This window comes from Aciduliprofundum sp. MAR08-339 (assembly GCF_000327505.1).
Lineage (GTDB): Archaea > Thermoplasmatota > Thermoplasmata > Thermoplasmatales > Aciduliprofundaceae > Aciduliprofundum.
The window spans coordinates 221012-242802 of sequence record NC_019942.1 but is presented as its reverse complement, the minus strand read 5'-3'; the positions used below and the strand labels follow the sequence as shown (position 1 = coordinate 242802).

20 protein-coding genes are annotated in these 21791 nt (G+C 46.7%); 12 read left to right on the top strand and 8 right to left on the bottom strand.

The window, feature by feature from the left end; all coding sequences use genetic code 11:
• Window positions 1–22 precede the first annotated feature (22 nt).
• The gene (gene pyrG / locus ACIM339_RS01345) at window positions 23–1621 is read left to right on the top strand and encodes a glutamine hydrolyzing CTP synthase (RefSeq protein WP_015282805.1); all 1599 of its coding nucleotides are present in this window, start codon (window positions 23–25) and stop codon (window positions 1619–1621) included.
• Here pyrG and ACIM339_RS01340 read toward each other — a convergent pair.
• Window positions 1616–2743 (bottom strand): glycosyltransferase family 4 protein, encoded by a 1128-nt coding sequence (locus ACIM339_RS01340; RefSeq protein ID WP_015282804.1) that lies wholly within the window; start codon window positions 2741–2743, stop codon window positions 1616–1618. The genes pyrG and ACIM339_RS01340 overlap by 6 nt on opposite strands.
• 184 nt (window positions 2744–2927) lie before the next feature.
• On the opposite strand from ACIM339_RS01340, the gene ACIM339_RS01335 reads away from it, so the two are divergent.
• Window positions 2928–7193, top strand: a complete 4266-nt coding sequence (locus tag ACIM339_RS01335) for an ABC transporter substrate-binding protein (protein WP_337954332.1) — start codon at window positions 2928–2930, stop codon at window positions 7191–7193.
• Between the two features lie 5 nt (window positions 7194–7198).
• Here ACIM339_RS01335 and pheT read toward each other — a convergent pair whose 3' ends face one another.
• From pheT to ACIM339_RS01320, 3 genes are read right to left on the bottom strand one after another with little or no spacing between them, the layout of a single operon-like run.
• Complete coding sequence (pheT, locus tag ACIM339_RS01330) at window positions 7199–8818, bottom strand: phenylalanine--tRNA ligase subunit beta (RefSeq protein WP_015282802.1); 1620 nt, start codon at window positions 8816–8818, stop codon at window positions 7199–7201.
• A 31-nt stretch (window positions 8819–8849) separates the two neighbouring features.
• Entirely contained in the window at window positions 8850–9317 is a 468-nt protein-coding gene (locus ACIM339_RS01325; protein ID WP_015282801.1) for a TIGR00725 family protein, read from the bottom strand.
• Window positions 9318–9361: 44 nt separating this feature from the next.
• Window positions 9362–9769, bottom strand: coding sequence for a nucleic acid-binding protein (locus tag ACIM339_RS01320; protein WP_015282800.1), 408 nt, complete (start codon window positions 9767–9769; stop codon window positions 9362–9364).
• Between the two features lie 164 nt (window positions 9770–9933).
• On the opposite strand from ACIM339_RS01320, the gene ACIM339_RS01315 reads away from it, so the two are divergent.
• Genes ACIM339_RS01315 through ACIM339_RS01305 form a run of 3 tightly spaced genes read left to right on the top strand, consistent with a single transcriptional unit; the run spans window position 9934 to window position 11837 of the window.
• The gene (locus tag ACIM339_RS01315; protein ID WP_015282799.1) at window positions 9934–10683 is read left to right on the top strand and encodes an RAD55 family ATPase; all 750 of its coding nucleotides are present in this window, start codon (window positions 9934–9936) and stop codon (window positions 10681–10683) included.
• Window positions 10680–11408 (top strand): ATPase domain-containing protein, encoded by a 729-nt coding sequence (locus tag ACIM339_RS01310; RefSeq protein ID WP_015282798.1) that lies wholly within the window; start codon window positions 10680–10682, stop codon window positions 11406–11408. The genes ACIM339_RS01315 and ACIM339_RS01310 overlap by 4 nt, the downstream gene beginning before the upstream one ends.
• A 33-nt stretch (window positions 11409–11441) precedes the next feature.
• Window positions 11442–11837, top strand: coding sequence for a hypothetical protein (locus ACIM339_RS01305; protein ID WP_015282797.1), 396 nt, complete (start codon window positions 11442–11444; stop codon window positions 11835–11837).
• Between the two features lie 121 nt (window positions 11838–11958).
• On the opposite strand, the gene ACIM339_RS01300 is transcribed toward ACIM339_RS01305, so the two are convergent.
• Window positions 11959–12153, bottom strand: a complete 195-nt coding sequence (locus ACIM339_RS01300) for a hypothetical protein (protein WP_015282796.1) — start codon at window positions 12151–12153, stop codon at window positions 11959–11961.
• A 94-nt stretch (window positions 12154–12247) separates the two neighbouring features.
• Between ACIM339_RS01300 and ACIM339_RS01295 the strand changes: the two genes are divergently transcribed.
• Window positions 12248–12637, top strand: a complete 390-nt coding sequence (locus ACIM339_RS01295; protein WP_015282795.1) for a 30S ribosomal protein S6e — start codon at window positions 12248–12250, stop codon at window positions 12635–12637.
• A gap of 5 nt (window positions 12638–12642) precedes the next feature.
• Window positions 12643–13863: a translation initiation factor IF-2 subunit gamma gene (locus ACIM339_RS01290; protein WP_048103946.1), complete on the top strand. Its 1221-nt coding sequence runs from the start codon at window positions 12643–12645 to the stop codon at window positions 13861–13863.
• Here the strand turns inward: ACIM339_RS01290 and ACIM339_RS01285 are convergent, their stop codons facing one another.
• Complete coding sequence (locus ACIM339_RS01285) at window positions 13864–14475, bottom strand: hypothetical protein (RefSeq protein ID WP_337954331.1); 612 nt, start codon at window positions 14473–14475, stop codon at window positions 13864–13866.
• Window positions 14476–14550: 75 nt separating this feature from the next.
• Here ACIM339_RS01285 and ACIM339_RS01280 point away from each other — a divergent pair, with 75 nt between their 5' ends.
• Genes ACIM339_RS01280 through fdhF form a run of 4 tightly spaced genes read left to right on the top strand, consistent with a single transcriptional unit; the run spans window position 14551 to window position 19386 of the window.
• Complete coding sequence (locus ACIM339_RS01280; protein WP_015282792.1) at window positions 14551–15090, top strand: NTP transferase domain-containing protein; 540 nt, start codon at window positions 14551–14553, stop codon at window positions 15088–15090.
• Between the two features lie 20 nt (window positions 15091–15110).
• Window positions 15111–15560: an NAD(P)H-dependent oxidoreductase subunit E gene (locus tag ACIM339_RS01275; protein ID WP_015282791.1), complete on the top strand. Its 450-nt coding sequence runs from the start codon at window positions 15111–15113 to the stop codon at window positions 15558–15560.
• A complete protein-coding gene (locus ACIM339_RS01270) occupies window positions 15557–16771 on the top strand; it encodes an NADH-quinone oxidoreductase subunit F (RefSeq protein ID WP_015282790.1) in 1215 nt (404 codons plus the stop codon). The genes ACIM339_RS01275 and ACIM339_RS01270 overlap by 4 nt, the downstream gene beginning before the upstream one ends.
• On the top strand, window positions 16768–19386 hold the full coding sequence (fdhF, locus tag ACIM339_RS01265; protein ID WP_015282789.1) for a formate dehydrogenase subunit alpha: 2619 nt from the start codon (window positions 16768–16770) through the stop codon (window positions 19384–19386). The genes ACIM339_RS01270 and fdhF overlap by 4 nt, the downstream gene beginning before the upstream one ends.
• On the opposite strand, the gene ACIM339_RS01260 is transcribed toward fdhF, so the two are convergent.
• Window positions 19383–20594 (bottom strand): amidohydrolase family protein, encoded by a 1212-nt coding sequence (locus tag ACIM339_RS01260; protein ID WP_015282788.1) that lies wholly within the window; start codon window positions 20592–20594, stop codon window positions 19383–19385. The genes fdhF and ACIM339_RS01260 overlap by 4 nt on opposite strands.
• 78 nt (window positions 20595–20672) lie before the next feature.
• On the opposite strand from ACIM339_RS01260, the gene ACIM339_RS01255 reads away from it, so the two are divergent.
• Complete coding sequence (locus ACIM339_RS01255; protein ID WP_015282787.1) at window positions 20673–21455, top strand: MBL fold metallo-hydrolase; 783 nt, start codon at window positions 20673–20675, stop codon at window positions 21453–21455.
• Here ACIM339_RS01255 and ACIM339_RS01250 read toward each other — a convergent pair.
• Window positions 21448–21789 (bottom strand): DUF3783 domain-containing protein, encoded by a 342-nt coding sequence (locus tag ACIM339_RS01250; RefSeq protein ID WP_015282786.1) that lies wholly within the window; start codon window positions 21787–21789, stop codon window positions 21448–21450. The genes ACIM339_RS01255 and ACIM339_RS01250 overlap by 8 nt on opposite strands.
• Window positions 21790–21791 lie beyond the last annotated feature (2 nt).

Genomic DNA, 21791 nt, shown 5'->3' with positions numbered 1-21791 from the left:
GGAGAGGGTATTTGGGATTTACATGAAGTACATTGTTGTGACGGGCGGAGTGATCTCTGGGCTTGGGAAGGGTATAACAACCAGTTCTCTGGGCAAGATTCTTCAGGCGCGGGGTTTGAAGGTCACTGCCATAAAGATAGACCCTTATTTGAACTACGATGCTGGCACGATGAATCCCTATCAGCACGGAGAGGTTTTCGTGCTGGATGACGGGGGCGAGGTTGATCTTGATCTGGGGAATTACGAGCGTTTTTTGGATACAAATTTAACATCGGATCATAATATCACCACAGGCAAGGTTTACCTCACCGTTATTGAGAGGGAGCGGAAGGGGGAGTACCTTGGCAGCACGGTTCAAATAATTCCCCACATAACTGAGGAAATAAAGAGAAGAATAAAGAAAATTGCAATGCAAACCATGGCAGATGTTGTACTGATAGAGGTTGGAGGTACGGTTGGGGATATTGAGAGTATGCCATTCCTTGAAGCCATGAGACAGCTTCGGATGGAGGAGGGGGAGAGGAATGTGTTCTTCGTCCATACAACCCTTGTTCCGGTGGTTAGTGTTGTTGGTGAGCAAAAAACGAAGCCCACCCAGCACAGCGTGAAGGAGTTGCGCTCCTTGGGTATCCAGCCAGATATGATCGTTGGAAGGTCCAGGGAACCGCTTAGTGAGGAGACGAGGCGGAAAATATCCCTATTCTGCGATGTGCCCTATGAGGCGGTTATAAGTGCTCCGGATGCACGCTCCATATATGAAGTGCCCCTTATTTTTGAGGAGCAGGGTGTTGGTGAGTACATACTCGGAAAGATGCAGATCAGGGGCCGAACACCGAGATGGAAGGAATGGAAGAAATACCTTGATAGGCTTTTCAACCCAAGGGATGAGATAACCATTGCAATAGTTGGCAAGTATGTCCATTTAAAGGATTCCTACATCAGTCATAAAGAATCCTTCACCCATGTAGCCTCATTCCTTCGCTTAAAGATAAATCTAAAGTGGATAGATAGTGAGGATTTGGAGGATGAAGGCACCAAACTTCTTGATGGAGTGGATGGTATCCTTATACCGGGAGGATTTGGACCCAGGGGTACGGAGGGAAAGGTTATGGCTGCCCAGTATGCGAGGGAAAACGGGATACCTTTTCTGGGTGTGTGCTTCGGTTTCCAGCTTGCCACAATAGAATTTGCAAGACATGTGCTCGGCTATGAAGATGCGAATAGCACTGAACTTGCAAGGACGGAGTACCCGGTGATAGATTTGCTTCCTGAGCAGAGGGGTGTGGATAAACTTGGGGGTACTATGCGTTTGGGTGCCCAGAAGATAATTATCGAAAAGGGAAGCATGGCCCACAGCATTTACGGAACAACTGAAATATACGAAAGGCATCGTCACAGGTACGAAGTCAATCCCGATTACATTGAAGAATTTGAAAAGCACGGACTGCATTTCAGCGGCAGAGATGAGAGCGGGATAAGAATGGAGATATTCGAGTTGAAAGGACACCCGTTTTTTATGGGCTCCCAGTTCCATCCTGAGTTCAAATCGAGACCCCTAAAGCCCTCACCACTGCATCTGGCACTTGCTAAGGCGGCTTTGGAGTACAAGAAAAGGTCATAAGTACAGTTTGTACACTTCCATCAATTTTTTGTAGGAGTTTTCCCAGGTGTAAATCTTAACTGAGTCCCTCGAGTTCTTTTTTAATTTCTGGTAAAGGTCCTCATCTTCAAGGAGGGTTTGCAGTTTCTCCCTCAGATCCTCCACGTTTTTTGGCTCTGCCAGCAATCCGTTGTGTCCGTGTTTTACTATCTCCGGTATCGCCGTTGTTCTGAAAGAAACAACAGGTTTGCCTGCTGCCAGTGCCTCGGCTATGCTCATCCCAAATCCCTCGGATATGCTGGGCAGACAGAATACGTCGAAGGAATCGTAATAAAGGGGTATTTCAAAATCCTGAACCTTGCCGGCAAATATAACGCGGTCTTCCATCCCATATTTTTTCACCATTTTGCGGAGCACATCCTCTATTCCAAGTATTCCCGAGGTCCTTGGATTCGGGTTGGGCCCGACTAAAATTATGTATGTGTTTTTCAAACCTTTGGCAGACTCTATGAGGTACTGGGGCCCCTTCCCGGTGCTCAATCTTCCAACAAATCCTATTATTTTGGCGTTTTCAGGGATTTTGTGCTTCTTTCTCGCATATCTCCCATCGCTCCTTCCGAATTTGTCTATATCAACTCCCGGATGCACCACGTGGATTCTATCCTTCTCTATTCCAATTTCCACAAGTTTACCCTTCGTGTACTGACTGGGGGTGATGTAGGCGGTGTAGGGTAGTTTGATTATGTACTTTTCAAAATTCTCGTAGAGTTTTGAACCCTCCCAGCCAGAATACTCTTCGTATTTTCCTATGTACACGTCGTGAATGTGCCTTATTATGGGGACACTTGGGTCTATTTTGTGCAGATACGAAAGTACGGGAGCGGCGATGTAGGAGTGGGTGTGTATCAAATCTGGCTCTATCTTCTTTATTTTGTGCAGAATTGCTGTGGACATTCCAATTTTTGATAACCTGTGGTATGCTACACCGTCAATTTTATCAAATTTTCGTGTTCCGGGTAGGGTTGTTGTTATCACGTGGCTTTCATGCCCATCTCCTCTCTGCATGGTGGAGTACCTTGCAACCACCAATTCCACGCCTCCAATGTGGGGCAGAGCAATATCTGTGACATGGACGAATTTCATCTAGGACGCATGGGTTTAAAGGTTTTAATATTTCCCAGAGAAACATTTAAATTCCGGATTTTCAAAAAATTTATATAGGAAAATTTCCATAGAGGGGCTGACCAGTGCACTCCTCTATAATCCAATAGGTGGAGTGTAGAAAGTTAGGGAGGATGAAAAGATGAACGAAAGAAGTATGAAAAAAATGTTGTTAGTGACAATAGTGCTAACAGTGATGGTGCTCAGTGGCTTTTCAGTACTTTCGTGGGGAGCCAGTGCTGCTGTCCCACAGACAAGGGCAGATACCAACGGTAACCTCATAGTTGCTTTCCAGAATGATATTTCAAACCTGGATATATTTGATCCAACAACAAACACTGTTTGGAAGTCAGATGCACTTGGGTGGGCATTTGAGAGTTTGTACTCTTACACGCCTGACCTGATTCCTTACCCCGTGATTGCAAAGAGCGCTATGGCAACCACTCCTGATGGTTTGAACATAACGGTGGAGTTGAGGCATAATGTGACATTCCAGGATGGCACACCTCTGACCGCAAAGGATGTTGTTTTCAGTTACCAGACACTTGCCTGGAACTCTCTGTACAAGACCAGCCTGCAGTGCCTCATCTGGCCAACTGCCAAGTGGCCTCGCTGGGATGGAAACGGGACCTCCTACGTTGGTGTTGTTGCAAAGGATAAGTATACGGTCGTGTTCCATCTGTATACCCCTTATCCTCTGTTCTATCAGATTACTCTGGGTAACACTCTGATACCTGAGCATATCTGGAAGAACCATCTCGTTGCAGCGGGTCCCGGTGGAAGCAATGATATGACTCTGGATACAAGTTGGAGTGCTCCCGGAGCTACGATGGGTACAGGCCCATTCAAGTTTGTTGAATGGAAGCCAGGTAACTACGTCAAGATTGAAGTGTATCCCCATTACTGGGGCAAGGGTATGTACACCCCATGGAGAGGTAAGGAGTGGCCCTGGTATCCCCAGTACGTCAAGACAATAACATTCAGAATTTACAACACCCTTGATACTGCGGTGCTCGCCCTGAAGAGGGGAGATGTGCAGTACATTGACTGGTCCATACCGCCAGGTTATTACAACCAGTTGAAGACCGATCCAAATATAGGTTCAAAAATTGTGGATGATCAGGGATTCTTCTATCTCGCCTTCAACATGAGGAAGGCGCCCATGAATGATCTGGCCTTCAGGCAGGCGGTTGCTTACTGTATTGATAAGGACTACATCGTTACAACTCTTATGCAGGGTTATGGTACCAAGGGTACCGTGCCAATATCCATCACATCCGGTGCGTATGTCAACACATCCGCAATTCCACCACCCTTCGATCTGAATGCTGCCCAGCAGGTACTTGACAAGGCAGGTTACAAGGTCGGATCCGATGGCTGGAGACATATGCCCGATGGAAGTCCAATAAAGGAAACCATACTCACGCCTCCAAAGGATTATGACCCAATCAGAGCCGAAGCAGGTATAATGATACAGAGCAATCTCCAGAAGGTCAAACTCAATGTACAGAGTATCCCGACTGATTTCGATACGATAGTCAGCAAGGCATTCGTGCAGGTCAGTTTTGATATGTACATCCTTGGCTGGGCTGTTGGTGCATTCCCTGAGACCTACCTGCCGGACTTCTTCGCCAGTTGGAATGCTGCACCTGTGGGAGACAACACTCCTGGATACAGCAACCCCAAGGTTGATAAGTTGCTCAAGGAAATAGAAGTTGATATGAACACCCAGGATAGGATCAACAAGGTCAAGGAAGTGGAAGGTATACTTGTGCACGATTTGCCATACGATACCCTGTACTACAGAAAGAACATCATGGCTTACAGGAAGGATATGTGGCAGGGATGGGTTGCCGCCTACGGTACCATATGGAATGGATTCAGCCTCGGTGTGCTGCATCCACCTAAGGCATCCGGCGGTGGCGGTGGCCAGGTACCAAGCGGGCCCACAACAAACGTGACCGGAACCGGTCTTACCGGTGTGGTGCCGCACATGTACGTGCCTAACGTTGCCTATGCTGGGCAGAGCATAAATGGTGCATTCTACGTGACAGATGCAAATGGTCTGCCAATAAAGGGTGTCGATGTTGCAATCCATGCATCCAATGGTGTGTGGGCCAACGGAACCACAGGCGCTTCCGGAGGATTCATGTTCAGTGTGCCTCTAAAGTTCCAGCAGTACAATATGCCCATAACCCTGACCTACTCGTTCTCAGTTAAGATGAATGGGCACAGTTATAACTTCACAGGATCCCATGAGGTTATGGTCTATCTGCCCAAGAATGTGGCTAAACTTTCATTGAGTTCAAATAAGGATATACTCACTCCTGGTGCGAGCGCAACCATAACTGCAAAGGTAACCGATCTTTACGGACATCCACTCTCCGGTGTGAACGTAACGCTCTTGCCCGAGGAAACTGCCGGTTCAATCAGCCCGGGATATGGTATTACAAACAGCAATGGTATAGTAACCTTCAATTACACGGCACCGTCAAATGTGAGGAACATCAACATGGTTGATATAATAAAGGCTAAGATAAATGTGAACAACACGATCCTGCAGAACCTTCAGACAGCCGCGCTCTTCATACCAATCCAGAGCCATGGAAGCGACTGGTACAAGGTTGAAATAACCCATGTGAGCAGTTATGGAATCACCAAGGGTCAGAGTAGCCAGATAACCGTTAAGGTTGTGGATATCAATGGCAACCCTGTTGCCAACCATAAGGTGCTTGTGGCTGCCTACTATTCCAATGCAACGGATCCCAACTGGTATGGACAGCAGTTGAATCCTGCGTGGGGTGTGCAGTGGGATGCAACCCAGAAGACCACTGACAGCAATGGTGAGGCAACCTTCACTCTTACTGCAACCGAGAATGCCAACATACCTGTGATAATAAAGGCTTACACTCTGGATACCTACATGGCCTACGACAGTGTTCAGGTTTATGTGGGTAACGCCACAGGATTCGATCCATACATTGGTGCTTGGACTGGAATGTACGCAATGGATATGCAACTCAACAAGATCACCGCCAAGAATGGCGATCAGGTGCAGGTTACAATGACCGTTTACTATGCCAATGGCACACCTGCAGCCAACGTGCTTGCGTTCATGGCCGTGTTTGGTACAGATTACGGTATGGGTGCTGACTGGGCCAACAACGCCGGTACATACGTATGGTGGGCTGCCCAGAGTGTCATAGGGGGCTACACGGATGCCAATGGTCAGTTCTCATACACTCTAAACGCGAGTGTGCTGAGGGCAGATGCACCCATATACGTAAGTGGATGGATTGATGCCTATGGCTATGGGTCCAATGCAATATACACAGGTCTTGGATTTGACTTCCCGTACCTGTTCGGAGTAAAGGATGGCTTCATACTCCAGAGGGCACCCATAATGGGTATTTCCAGCATAATGGTCAATGAGTTCTATCTCAGCGATACGCTCAACACCACAATGATGACCGTTAAGGTTGTGGATATGAACGGACCTCTTGCAGGAGTTACCGTATCCGCAAGTTGGAGCCTTGGTACTTACAAGAACAGTACGAGTGCAGTGACCAACTCTCAGGGTATTGCCCAGTTCAACATAACCATACAGCCTACAATTGCGGATAGTATAGTGACGGTATCGCTTATGCTCTCCTCTCCAACCCATGCAATGAACCTCAACTATGAGTACTACATACCATTCCTCAGCAAGACATCTGAGATGTCAAAACTTGCGGTGTTCGACTGCTTCAAGGTCCTTGCAGGTGGTTCAACCACAGGAATAATACCTTACAAGGGTACGGGTACAATAAGAGTGCAGTTGGTTGGCGGTATCGAGGGTAAGCCACTTTCCGGTGTGCCGGTAACGCTCTCTGCACCTGCAGGTAGTGTTGCAAAGGCCACACTCACAACAAATGCTATGGGTATTGTGATGTTCAACTATACTGCACCGGATCTCATGCTTCCAGCCCACTACATATTCGAGGTATCTGCAAAGAACGGAGCCAAACTCTACTTCGGCGTTGAGGTGGCGGGCAAGTACAACAACACCCTTGAGATAGCCCAGGAGATCAACAAGCTCAATCAGCAGATCTCCCAGCAGAGCAATGAGATACAGAATCTGCAGAACAAGGTGAACACGCTCAACCAGAATCTCAAGAATGCAAATGAAACAATAGCGAATCTGAAGAGTGAGAAGAACAACGCGGTTACAATGCAGTACGTGTGGCTTGCACTGTTTATCATAATGCTAATCATTGCAATAGTGATGTACGTGGCAGGCAAGAAGAGCGGTGCAAAGTCAGCGGTTACTGAGGAAGAGACCGAAGAAACAGAGGAAGAGCCCGAAGAAATCAGTGAAGAAGAGTCCGAAGAAGAGCCCGAAGAAGAGATAGAGGAAGAGACCTCCGAAGAGGAGGAAAACACAGAGGAGTAATCCTCTTACAACTTTTCTTTTATTTTTGAAAGATTTATTTCCATTGCAATGACTGGATATCCAAGTTGGAAGTTTTCAAGTACCTGTGGATGAAGTTCTCCAAAAAACCCTATTTCCTCTCTGTCAACGAGTATTGATGCGCACCTTCCACCTATGAAACTTCCGTGATCGTGCTCTTTGATCTCGTACTTACCCATTTCCAAGTCTCTCAAAATTGCCTCTGTGTAGGATTTGGACAGCGTGAAACTGGCCTCAGAATCTATGTGGAGAAAAGCCAGGTGAAGTTCTTTTCTCTCTTTTACCACGTATCCTATCTCGAATATTTTCTGGGGTAAATCCCTGTGCCTATTCTTTCTGAGTATTTCCATAAGGGAGGGTATGAGCCAACTTCTCAGAATGGTGCCTTCCTCCGTTATTGGGTTCTCGATTTCCACGAAACTCTCAGGGGGTATCAGCATCATATCGTACTGCATCCTTGGAGAGGTTATCGTGAGGGTTGTAACTTCGAAGAAACCCAGTCCGTTCATAATTCTCTGTATTTTCTCCCTTAATTCGCTTCTTGTGCTGCCGATCTTCTCCTTTGTGGGCAGGGATAGTTCAAAGTTGGTGTAACCGTAGCCCTTGGCTATGTCCTCCACCACGTCAACTGGGTGAAGTATGTCCATTCTGTACGGTGGAACTGTAGCCTCAATGTTGTTTCCTGAGATCTCAACATCGTATCTCATTTTTTCAAGCGCTTCCTTTATTTGGTCATCTCCCAGATCAATGCCCAGAATTTTTTTTGCGTAATCCTTACTGACCCTTATTTTTGAGTATTCCAATTTGGGTGTGTAAAATGAATGCTCTGGGTATATGATCTCTACAGATTCCACGGATGCTCCTCTGTCCGCAAGGGAGCAAGTGATAATGTTGAGCACTGAGAGCAGGGTGTTCATATCCGTGCCCGTGATGTCTATGAAGATATTTTCCGTTTCCTCGGTGATCTGGGTAAGTGTTCCATTTATTATGGGGGGAAACGAAAGAACATGGTTCTCTGAGTCCAAGATTATCGGATATTCATCCAATCCATCCAGGATGTGTGCGTATTCTATTCCCTTTGGATGTTCTTTCAGAATCTCTTCAAGGGTCATCTCTCTCTTGAAGCCCAGAGGCCTGAATTTGAAATCTTTTGCCTTCGGAACGTACCTGAAGGGTGGCTTCACCTTGTCAAAATCATGCAATCCTATGGCCAGTTTTTTCCTTTTTCTTCCAACGGTGATGTGCAACTTCTCCTGAAAATCCATCATGCTCTTGATCATAAGGTCATCCACGGACACATTTTTTATCACAGCACCCACGATGTAGGGTCTTATCTCTCTCATTTTCTCATCAACAAACAATTTCACATCCGAGCGTTTGGAGGAGTATTTTGGAGCGCCCCTCTCAATGCCCCAGAACCCCCTTAATGCACGCACCACACCTTCCACGGTGTAAAGATCCGGCCTATCTGGAAAGAATTCCACCCTTATTTCGTTGGAATCGTAATCTTTCAAATCCGCTCCGAGCATGGAAACCTCTTTGATCAAACGCTCTTCATCTATTCCAAATCTTCTGAGTTCTCCTCTCTCCAATCTTATAACGGGCATAGGGAGTAAAATGTAGGGTTGTAAAAAAACTTTACCTTATTTCCCTCAGGGCAAGTTTCACCGCTTCTTCAGGGTTCCTCGCCTCAATGTATTTTCCCCTCGTTATTTTGTCTTCATCAATTTTCCAGGATTTCAGGGCCACAACGGTTTTTCCCTCGTTGAGGGCAAAGGAGATTTCGCTCAGGGTCCCTATATATCCGTCGATGGCTATCAGCACATCGCTTGCCCTAACGAGAATATGATTTCTTGCAAGGCCGTAGTGGGTGGGTATTGCAATATCTACGTACTCATTTGCCTCTTCCTTTCCCCATGGGAGTATTCCCATGGTCAATCCACCTGCATCCTTTGCACCTCTGGAGGCATGGAGCATTACCCCTCCAAGCCCACCTGAGGCCAGAACACAGTTGTTTTTGGCAACAAGAAATCCGACCCTGTAGGCGAGATCACATATCTCCTCATTGCAGGATGAACCGCCTATCACCCCGATAACAGGCAACATAAAAACATAAAGAAGAGGTAAAATAAAAGGGTTTGCAGATGGATTTACCATCTGTTGTAGTTTCTCCGGTTATTGTACCTTCTGTTATTGAACTGTCTCTCATGCTCTTCGGCACTCATATCCAAGCTCTCATTTACCTCTCCAATCTCCTCTTCGCTCTTTTTTATGCTCCCATACTTTCCAACATTCAGGCGCATGTGACCACGCACGAGGGATATGTATCCGTTGTCCACGTATATGGTCTCTCCCTCATCCACAAGGTCTGCCTGCTCGTTCCAGAGGGACATGATTATGGTGCCTGTCTCATCTCCCACAATAGCTTCGGTCACATGCTTGGTTTCTCCATACTTGGTATTTATCTCCTTTGGCTCTCCCTTATGCAGAACCTTTGCCAAAACATTCACTCTCTTGGCATTTGGGTTCAAGTCCTTTATTTTGGTTAATTCTTCCATTTTCTACACTTCCTTTTTCCTTAGAGCCCCTTGGGCTCAGCCACACTAAATGGTGCTTGTATAAAAAACTTCGTACAAAATTTTGAATTTTTTGTATTGCCATGCCTTGTCACGGCAAAGATGGGAGAAGTTATTAAATATCTGTTTTCAATTTGCAAAACAGAATGAAAACAGTGCCTTTGGGAGTGAACAACCTGGATACGTTCATACCGGGAATAAGGGACGAATCTCTCAATATGATTTACGGGCCCCCCGGTTCAGGGAAAACGATTTTTGCGATGCAGTACCTTGCCGCCGGAGCAAGGAGAGGCGAGAATGTGCTCTACATATCTCTCGATCAACCTACATGGGTGGTTAAGAAGAATTTTGAGGATTTTGACCTGTTCCTTGATGAGGTTTACATCTTTGATGCGGTACCCATTGTTTCCGGGAAGGCGGAGGTGAAGCCCGTTAGAGAGGTAACACCCATAACGAGGCCCTCAAAAATGAGGGATACGGAGAAGGGAAAGAAGGTTTTTGAGGCGGATGTTCTCTCTCTCCGAGCAACCTTGAAAAATGTGTTTGACCGCGTGAAGTTTGACAGAATCGTTGTTGATTCCATAACATCACTTCGATATTTTTACATGAGGGGTATAAACCCTGATTCCGGTGTTCACACCTTTCTGAATTTTCTTGAGGAGAGTTCAAGAAGTGCCATTTTGGTCACCGCCGAGAGTTACGATAAGCTCATCTCCTCTAAGCCAGTGATGGACTCTGTGTTTTTCATAAACTCCGTTAATCGGGAGTTTGAGTTGACGATTGAGAAGAGTACTGTAGGGTATGCCATAGATAAAATCCCGCTGGTTCTCACCAAGAATGGTTTCTCGGTAGAGGATAAATTCTATGTGAAATTTACCAGGAGGGGTAAGAAATGAGGGTTAAGTTTGGAGTTGCAGGTCTTGATAAAATGCTGGAGGGGGGCCTTCTACCGGGAAACACATATCTCCTCATAGGGGATACGGGCACGGGGAAAACCGTTCTTGCATCGCGCTTTCTCCTTGAGGGTCTAAACAATGGAGAAAACTGTCTTTTGGTCTCGGTTGACAGGCATCCATCCGTGGTTCTGCAGCGTATAATGCTTGGATTTGGATGGAATCTCAGCAGATTGCGTGTTATGGATGCAGTACCCATGGAATCACTTTACTCAAAGGCTCCTACAATAAAGGATATCACCGCCAAGGGTGAAATAAGGTCTGCCTATGAAGAGAAGGAAAAAATGGAAAAAGGAGGGCTCAGTGTTGAGGGGCTCATAATAAAAATAGGTGGTGAGTTGAAGAAGGGCAAGATAGATAGGATAGTTCTTGATTCTCTCACGGTATTCAAGAATTTCTCCGTGGATGAGGCTAGGATGCTGCTCAGTATCCACAGGCTGTTCTCCTTTTTACAGGGTACGGGGGCAACAACACTTATAACAGCATCTGATAAGATGGACCTTAGGGCCGAAATTCTCCTGAGTTCCGGGGTGATTCAACTTGAAAAGAGATCAACATCAGCAGGTGAGGAAAGATATGTTAAGGTTCTGAAAATGCGTGGCTCAGGTTACGATGCCAGGGCCAAGAGAATGTATATTACAGAGGATGGCGTGTTTGTTTTAAGATGAAGTTTTATATACCTTCAAATTTATAATCTTCCAATGGCCTATGAGATACCTGAAGAGGAGGAAGTTGAGAAAATCATATTGAAAATCCTTCATATGAGGGGCGTGGTTGAGTCACAGGCGGAACTTCACAGGGAGGTTATGAGGCACCTTGAAAGAAAAAATAAAAATTACAGGTTGAGTGGAAGAAGAATGAGAATTATAGCCCTCAACAGCGGTCATGTGGGAATTGAGATAAGGTACAGACTCACGGATAAGGAGGTTGAAAGTTTTGAAAATTGTCCTGTTTGCGGGTCAAAGATGGTTAAAATTTCAAATTCCACGCTTGATGGCTCCAGGGTTATAATAGGATTTAGATGCACGAGATGTCCCTACTGGACAGGGAAGAGATTGCGTGTGCCTGTTAGATACGTATTCAGGTACAAGAAGTGACATATGCTCTACAATTCCCTCTTTCCTTCTAAATCCTTCAAACACATTCCAGATTGTGGCTGCCGTATGATACCTCAGTGACCGCACATGAGAGCATATTTCAGTAAGCCAAAAATAAGAATCACACCCATCCAATTCTCTCCAATTCCCTATCTTTCTTGGTTTTCTTCTTAAATTCCTTGTAATGAGCCTTGCAGAGATGCACCTTGGTGCTCTTTCCTCCCTTCAGCGAGAATACCTTTTCTGCCTTTTTGCGTGCCACTGTTTTTACAGCCTCCTCATCACACCCAACAACATCACATGTTTTCTGTGCCATACTCCTTCAAAATTTTTCAAATATAATAACCTTTGCCTTATCACACAATAACTTTAAAATAAAAGTTCCCATTATGCACGATAGGTGAGGCTAAATGGCAAATTTCAAGGTAGTGATAAATGACACCAAGACGGGAAAATCGTATCAGAAGGAAATTAGCGGGACAAAGGCCAATTCCCTGATAGGGAAGCGTATTGGTCAGGAAATTGATGGGGTTTTTGTTGATTTGCCCGGTTACAAACTCGTGATAACAGGAGGTACGGATAAGGACGGATTTCCAATGAGAAAGAACCTCCAGGGAGCTCGCCGGAAGAAATTGCTTTTAAAGGGAGGTATAGGATTCCACCCCACTCGTCCTGGTATGAGAAAGAAGAAGATGGTGCGAGGTAATACCATATCCGCGGATATTGTGCAGATAAATATGAAAATCGTGCAGTACGGTCCCAAACCAATAGAAGAGGCAATAAAGGAAGGTGAAGCATGAGCCGAATGCCAAGGCAGCCAGAGGTCAATATCGGAATGGTTGGGCATGTGGATCATGGCAAGACTACACTGACTAAGGCCATCACCGGTAAGTGGACGGATACGCACAGCGAGGAGATGCGGAGGGGTATCACAATAAAACTTGGCTATGCAGATGCTGCCTTTTACAAATGCAGAGGTGTGGAACCACCTCGATGCTACGTATCCTCCCCCAGCAAGTGCCCAGATGGAGCAGATTTGCTTCGCGTGGTTTCCTTCGTTGATGCGCCCGGCCATGAAACGCTTATGGCAACCATGCTAAGCGGAGCTGCCATAATGAATGGTGCCCTGTTGGTTATAGCCGCCAATCAGAAATGTCCACAACCACAGACCAAGGAGCATCTAATGGCCTTGGACATAGTGGGTGTGAAGAATATAATAATCGTGCAGAACAAGATTGATCTTGTTGATGACTCCCGTGCAAGGGAGAATTATAGGGAAATAAAGGAATTCGTTAAGGGTACGGTTGCTGAGGATGCACCCATAATACCGGTAAGTGCACACCATGATGCAAATATTGATGTGCTCATAGAGGCCATAGAGAAGCATATCCCCACACCAAAATTTGACCCATCCAAGCCACCGAGGCTCTACATCGCCAGGAGTTTTGATGTCAACAAGCCTGGAACAAGGCCCAAAGACCTGGTGGGAGGGGTAATAGGTGGCTCTCTCATCCAAGGTAAGTTCAGGGTTGGTGATGAGATAGAGATCCTTCCTGGCTTCTACGTTATGAAGGGAAACAAGGTTGGCTGGGAACCGATTCGTACAGAGATCGTATCCCTCATGGCTGGTGGTGGCGCATGGGATGAGATCAAGCCGGGGGGACTTGTTGGCATAGGTACAAAACTTGATCCCTCCATAACCAAGAATGATGGACTCATAGGACGAATGGCCGGGAAACCGGGAACATTGCCTCCGGTACTTGAAACAATAACAATGGATGTGCACCTCTTGGAGCGTGTTGTGGGTTCCAGGGAGGAGAGAAAGGTTGAGAGGATAAAGACCAACGAACTTCTCATGCTCAACATTGGAACCCTTGCAACCGTTGGGCTTGTGACAAGTGCCCGTGGAGATGAAATTGAAATAAGACTAAAGTACCCGGCGGTGGCAGAAAAGGGGCAGAGAATAGCCATTGGAAGAAGAATAATGAACAGATGGCGTCTTATAGGTTACGGAATAATAAAGTGATCAGTCGTAATCCAATTTTGTTTGTTTTTTCTCTCTGTTGACAAGATGTTTCAAGTCGTATCCATCTATAACCAATTCGCTCAGTACTTGGATGAATTCGCTGTTGAAATCTTTTGTAGGGAGGTATGCGGAATTGTTTCTGGGGACATGAAATCCCTGTGATAAGAGGATCTCAAGTGCCCTTTTCCTCTCCGCACCCACAATTTTTTCCCTGTACTGGGGTATGCCCACATTGCATTTCTCAATCTCCCTCATAAAAATCGGCCTGTTGAAAAGTTTGTACAGAATGTAAAGTGCTATATCCGGGGCCTCTTCCTCGTTTATCTCCTTTACCTTGTTTCCAACTATTTCGTAGATGGTTCTCCTACTGTTCTGCTGCACGCTGTAAACCTTTGCTGGCTTGATATACCTCTCTTTCAGAATTCCTAAATCAGCCATGGCCTGGAGATAGCCCGTTAGAATCAATCTGTGCTTTTTTATTCCCCTCTTTTCCAGCTCCTTGGAAAGGTCGTTTATTGACCTTCCATCCTTGCCCAAGATTTCGATTATGAGGTCCTTGAGAGGCTTCTCCACAATCTTCTTACCCATGAAAATCTGAGATGTGATTTGCAACACCCTATAAATAGGTTTTGTCCTTGCATATTCACGCAAGGAAAATAATAATAGGGGAGAGGGTATTGCAACCATGTGCGTGCATACGTTCTTGTTGGGCTCTCAAGGAGACTTCCCGGAAAGCACACTATGAAGGTTATTTATGGGAAGAGACTCATAGATCTTGTGGTGGATAACCTGCAAAACATGGGATTGGATGTGGTTGTTTACTCAAAAATCCCCCTGGACTTGGATGTTCCCGTTCTGCACGATGAGTCCTCATGGATCATAGAATCCGTTGTTTCACTCCTAAAAATGGATGATTCATTTCTTTTATTTGGCGGAGATATGCCACTGGTGAGAATGGAGGCGGTGAAACTCCTCTTGAAAAATTATGGGCACACGAGCGTGGTTCCGAGGTGGAGCAACGATTATCTTGAACCTCTGCACGCATACTATGCACGCTCTGCTATCAAATGCTTGGAAGGTGCCAGGAGTTTGACCCTCGGACTGCAAAACTGTCCCTATGTAAACTTTGTCCCCGCAGAAAAAATGCCCGAGGAAACGTTTTTCAATGTGAACACTAGGAGGGATATGGAACTGCTAAGGAGAATTCTTGCGGCAAAAGATAAATAAAAAGATTCCAATATCATGCCATGCAACAGATTATCAGGGAAATTATTCAAAAGCATTCTCAAAGGGATGCAAAACTTCTGGCAATTCTGCACGATGTTCAGGACGAGTTCGGCTACATTCCGGAGGAGGCAATGGAGCTCATAGCTGAGGAAATGGGAAAGAAGCCCGGCGAAATATACGATGTAGTCTCATTTTATTCATTCTTCCGCTTCACGCCTGCTAAGCATGTTATTCGGGTCTGCAACGGCATAGTTTGCAATCTGAAGGGCTCGGAGGAGATAATAAAGGCAATAGAGGAGAGATACGGGATAAAAAATGGTGAAACAACGAGCGATGGAAAATTTCGCCTTGAGGTAGTGGAGTGCATCGGCCGCTGCGACGGTCCGTCAGCGATGCTTGTGGACGAGCATTCTTACGGAAATTTGACCCCTGAGAAGGCGATTGAGATTCTGAGGAGGTATGAAGAATGATGCTCCTGCGCAACCTTCCGGATCTGAAATCATACATGGCGGACGACGGATTCTCAGCGCTGCGCAGCGCGCTTGAGATGAAGCAGAGTGAGATAGTAGATATGATTGATAAATCCTCTCTCGTAGGTCGTGGAGGCGCGGCGTTTCCCACGGGGCTGAAGATGAGATTCGTCTCGCAGGTTGGTGCAACGCCAAAGTACATAATCGCCAACGCAGATGAAGGCGAGCCGGGCACATTCAAAGATAGAGTTCTTATGGAGCAAAATCCGTACCAGATAATAGAGGGCATGATCATCTCCGCGTACGCCATAGGCGCATCAAGAGGATTTTTCTACATACGGTACGAGTATCGGGATCTGGCTAGGAAGATAGAGAGAATACTGGATGAGCTCCGGCGCAACGGCATGCTTGGCGAGAACATATACGGCTCCAACTTCTCCTTTGACATTGAACTCGTTTTAGGCGCAGGATCCTATGTTTGCGGCGAGGAAACCGCGCTCATGGAGAGCATTGAGGGAAAGAGAGGATTTCCGAGAATCAAGCCGCCGTATCCCGCTCAGAGAGGGCTCTGGGGCAAGCCAACCCTGATCAACAATGTGGAAACCCTTGCAAACATTCCGATTATAATCAACATTGGAGCGGAGAATTATGCGAAGATGGGCACGAAGTACTGCTCAGGACCCAAACTCTTCAGTGTGAGTGGATTCATCAAAAATGCAGGGGTTTACGAGGAAATACTAGGAAAGATAACTCTGGGTGAGATGATTGAAAGGGCAGGAGGCGTGGATGGAGAACTCAAGGGGATAATGCTAGGGGGAGGTGCGGCGGGATTCATAGTTGATTCCTCTTTTCTGGGCATGAAACTCTGCTTTGAGGATGCGAGGCAGCGTGGCATATCCCTCGGCACTGGTGATATCATCGTGTTCAACCACGAGGTAAATCTCTGGAATGTTCTTCTGAACATTGCAAGATTCTTTGAGCACGAGTCCTGCGGGCAGTGTTTCCCCTGCCGCTACGGAACGAGGAGAATGAGGGGAATAATTGAAAAGATTGTGAGAGGAGAGGGCACGAAGGAGGACATTGAGAAATTAAATATGACTGCGCGTGCAATGAAAATCGCCTCGCTATGTCCCCTTGGCACCAGCGCAATGCTCGCCTACGAATCGGCTATGCGCTATTTTAGCGAGGAGCTCATGGAGGTGATTAAATGAAAATCACGCTCAACGGTCGTGAGATTTATCTTCAGGGTGAGAAAACCATACTGCAAGTTGCTCGCGATAACGGAGTGGATATTCCAACTCTGTGCATTATGGAGGATGGGCATCCCATTGGCTCTTGCGGGCTCTGCGTGGTGAAAGTGACAATGAACAATCGCATCTCCTATCCGCGAGCATGCGCCACCAGGGTTGCGGAGGGAATGGTCATTGAGACGCATGCTCCAGAGGTAGAGGATGCTCGTAGAACCATACTTGAGATGCTCGCCGAGGAGCACGAGGCAGGTGGCGACTTGGGGGAGTTGATGCAGAGATACGGCATTGTGGCCAAAGGAGAGAAAAAGAGGGAAGAATGGCCTGAAAATCCTTTCATATCCTTCAATCCGGATGCGTGCGTGTCGTGCTTCAGATGCGTTCAGGCTTGCTCTGAAATCAAAGCGAATAACGTTCTTATTCGCGAAGGAAGGGGTGCTGAGATAAGAATTCTCGCTGGATACGGGCAATCATTGCAGGACGCTGGCTGTGCCTTCTGCGGCGCGTGCATTGATGCATGCCCCACGGGTGCGCTGAAAGAGAAAACATGGGATATGGGGAACGAGAAAATAACCACAGTTTGCCCTTACTGCGGTGTTGGATGCATGATTGATTATTATGTGTGGGATAATCGCATCATATACGCCCGGGGAAATCCTGAGGGAGTGAATCGCGGTGATGATTGCATCAAGGGCCGTTTTGGCTGGGAGTTTGTGCACAGTGAGGAGAGATTGAAGAATCCGATGATAAAGAGGAATGGAAGATTCGTTGAGGTAACTTGGGACGAGGTGCTGGATTACATAGCAAAGAGATTTAAAGAAATCAGAGAGAAGTACGGAGCAAACAGCATAGCCGGACTATCCTCTGCAAAATGCACCAACGAAGAGAATTACCTGTTCCAGAAATTTATGCGCTCCGTGATCGGTACTAACAACGTGGACCATTGCGCAAGATTGTGCCATGCTTCCACCGTCACGGGCCTGATGAAGGTATTCGGCGCAGGGGCAATGACCAACAGCATTGAAGACCTCAGCAAGGCGGAGGTTTTCTTTGTTATTGGCTCAAACACCACGCATGCGCATCCTGTGATCGGCACGATGATAAAGAGAGCTGTGAAGAATGGAGCCAAACTGATAGTGGCGGACCCGCGGGACATTGAACTTAAAAGGTACGCAACTGTGAGGCTCTCGCATCGTCCCGGCACGGATGTTGCGTTGCTCAACGGGATGATGCATGTCATAATCCATTATGGCCTATTTGATGAGGAATTCGTCAAGAACAGAACGGAGGGCTTTGAAAATCTGAAGAGGGTGGTTGAGAAGTACACCCCTGAGTATGTGGAGCGCATCACAGGTGTGCCAGCAGAGGAGATAATTCGCGCCGCAATTTTATACGCAACGCACCGCTCCTCCATAATCTACGCGATGGGCATAACGCAGCACACGTCTGGCACGGCTAATGTCGCTTCCCTTGCAAATCTCGCTCTTCTCACCGGGAATGTTGGAAAGGAAGGCACCGGCGTGAATCCTCTTCGTGGTCAGAACAATGTGCAAGGCGCAGGAGACATGGGTGCGCTGCCAAATCTCCTTCCGGGGTACGTGAATCTGAAATCAAGGGATGTTGAGAGGTTTGAACGGGCGTGGGGTGTGAAGATTCCCAGAGATCCGGGATTGACCGTTATTGAGATGATGCATGCTGCAGGGAAAGAAATAAGGGCGATGTACATAATGGGCGAGAACCCGGCGGTGAGCGACCCGGACCAGAAGCATGTGCTAAAAGCCCTAAAAAGCTTGGAGTTCCTCGTGGTGCAGGATTTGTTTATGAGCGAGACGGCGCAGCTTGCGGACGTGGTGCTTCCCGCAACCGCGTCCTTGGAGAAGGAGGGCACTTTCACCAACACGGAGAGAAGGGTGCAATTGCTGAAGAAGGTTGTAGAACCTCCGGGCGAGGCGAAGCCGGACTGGTGGATAATCACGGAGATTGCGAAGAGAATGGGTGCGAATTGGAATTATTCCTCGCCACGGGATATTTTTGAAGAGATAAGAAGTGTGGTACCGCAGTACGGGGGCATAACCTACGAAAGAATTGAAAACATCGGAATTCAATGGCCCTGTCCAAGCGAGGAGCATCCAGGCACCAAAATTCTACATGTCTCCAGATTTCCGAGAGCCAACGGCCTTGCAAAATTCTCACCTTACGACCACAGGCCCCCAGCCGAGGAAACGGATGATGAGTATCCGTTCGTTCTAACCACAGGAAGGACGTACGAGCACTTCCACACCGGCACACTCACGAGGAAGATAGAGGGATTCAACGTTCTGATGCCAGAGGCTTTCGTGGAAATAAATCCAGAGGATGCAAAATCTCTCAGAATAAATAACGGTGATTGCGTGGAGGTAGAATCCCGGCGCGGTGCAATAAGGGTCAAGGCGAAGATTTCGGGGATAAAGAAGGGCGTTGTCTTCATTCCATTCCACTTTGCAGAGAGCGCTGCGAATATCCTCACCACAGATGCGCTGGACCCGGAGGCGAAGATTCCAGAACTGAAGGTTGCGGCGGTGAGATTGAAAAAGTGCTAGTTCTCTTTTTTCCACACTATTTTTCCGTTCACTATTGTGTATTCAACATTGAGCCCAGAAATCGAATAAACAACATTGCTCACCAGGGTCTCCTTTCTAAGTGGTCTGGCGTTGGGCTCTGATGCATCCAGAATCACAATATCGGCCAATTTTCCTGCTTCTACACTCCCTGTATTTAATCCCAGTGACTTGGCAGCATTTACCGTGGCGAAATCAAGAATCATCTGCGCGTTTGTCACGCTGGCATTCCATCTCTCATTCTTGTGCAGGAGTGCGGCGAATTTCATAACCTCAAACATGTCAAGGTTGTTGTTGCTCACGGTACTATCTGTCCCGAGGGTTATTGTTATTCCTTCATTAATCATCTCCACAAGGGGCATTGAGCCACCATTTCCAAGTTTCATGTTGCTCGTTGGATTGTGGGATGCTTTAACCCCATTTCTTGCAAGCATTCTTATTTCGTTGAGGGTTAGCCACACAAGATGCACTGCTATCAGACGGGGGGAGAGAAATCCAATTTTATCGAGATATTCCACTGGCCTGAATCCAGTTTTTTTGCGGTGCTCATAGACCTCCTTTCTTGTTTCAGCAACATGCATTGTTATGAGCGTATCGTATCTATCGGCAATTTCCTTTGCTTTAAGTAGGGTCTCTTCAGAGCATGTGTACACACCATGGGGAGCAACCATGGGAGTTATCAAATCGTCCTTGGCATACTCCTGTACAAAATTTTCAGCGTTTTTTAGTGGAGAACCCATCTGGGTGGTAATATCCTCATCCACAACTGCCCAGCCCAGAAATGCACGTATTCCCTTCTCTCTGGCAACCTCCGCCACCACATCCTCATCGGAGTACATATCAACAAAGGTGGTTGTTCCCGTGCGGAGCATCTCATCTATGCCAAGTGCAGCACCATGACGAAGATCCTCTCTTGTTCTCTTGGATTCCAGGGCCCACATCCTCTTTAGGAATTCCTCCAGATCAACATCGTCAGCAAGCCCTCTGAGATCGGTCATTGGTATGTGGGTGTGCGTGTTTATCAGCCCGGGCATAACTATCTTATTTTTTCCATCGATTATAATGTCTGCTTCCAGGTTGATCCTTCCAACATCGGAGATCCTGTTATCTTCAATATAAACGTCCCCTTTAATTATCTCCCTGCGCGCATTCTGAGTGATAATCCACGCATCGCGTATGAGAATGCTCATACTCTGTAATCATTTGCATACTAAATATGTTTTTGTCCACACCAAAAATTAAATCCTATTAGAGTATTAGCCTGCATAGTGACCAGAATAACTTTTCTAGGAACTGGCGGCGGGCGGTTCACCACCATATACCAGATTCGAGCCACTGGAGGGGTTTACTTAGATGATGGTATAAAAATCCACATTGACCCCGGACCCGGTGCACTTGTTCAAATGCACAGGTTCAAGGTCAATCCTACGAAAACGGATATCATTGCCGTATCCCATGCCCACACGGATCATTACACAGATGCGGAGGTGCTTATTGAGGCAATAACCAATGGGGGTACCAAGAAAAAGGGACTTCTTGTGGGGTCAAAGAGCGTGATTGAGGGATATGATATCTACGATCCCGCCATTTCCAAGTACCATATGGGCCTCGTGGAAAAGGTCGCTTCTCTCTCTCCGGGCAATGTAGTGAGGTACAGGGGTATAAAGATTCGGGCCACAAAGTCGTATCATAATGATCCAACCACAATAGGCTTCAAGATAGAAACTTCCCATGGGATAGTTTCCTATTTGGCGGATACCGATTACAGCGATTCTCTTGCCAGAACCCATAGGAATGCAAGGGTTTTGATACTTCCTGTTACCAGGCCCCTGGGGGCAAAGATACCATATCATCTGAGCACAAAGGAAGCCGCCAAACTGGTTGCGGCAATCAAGCCGGAAATCGCAATTTTGACCCATTTTGGACTAAAGATGATTGAGGAAAACCCTGATTTTCAGGCTGACTGGATATGGAAGGAAACTGGTGTAAGGACCATAGCAGCAGATGATGGGATGGTTGTTGAAATAGGAAGGGATATTGAGATCATTTAGAGCGGGACCTGAAGTATCTGTCCTCCTCCAGGAGTTCTTCCACAAGGTCCGCTATTTTCCATTGGAGGGAGGTGGGCGTGGAGGTGGCAAATATTATGTGTTCCCCGATTATGGACCTTATGCCCTTTATTGTTGAACCGATTTTTTCCTTTGGTATATCGTGCATTATGACTATTCTCTGCTGCCCCAGGATCTCTCCACTTCCCTCCTTCCTTTGTTCTATTATTTCCCTGAGTTTTACGTCTTCCATATCCCTTGAGACGGTGATCACGTCCTCGAAAATTCCCTTGATCTTTTCTATCTCTTCACTTTCAAAACCTATGAGCAGGAGCATTT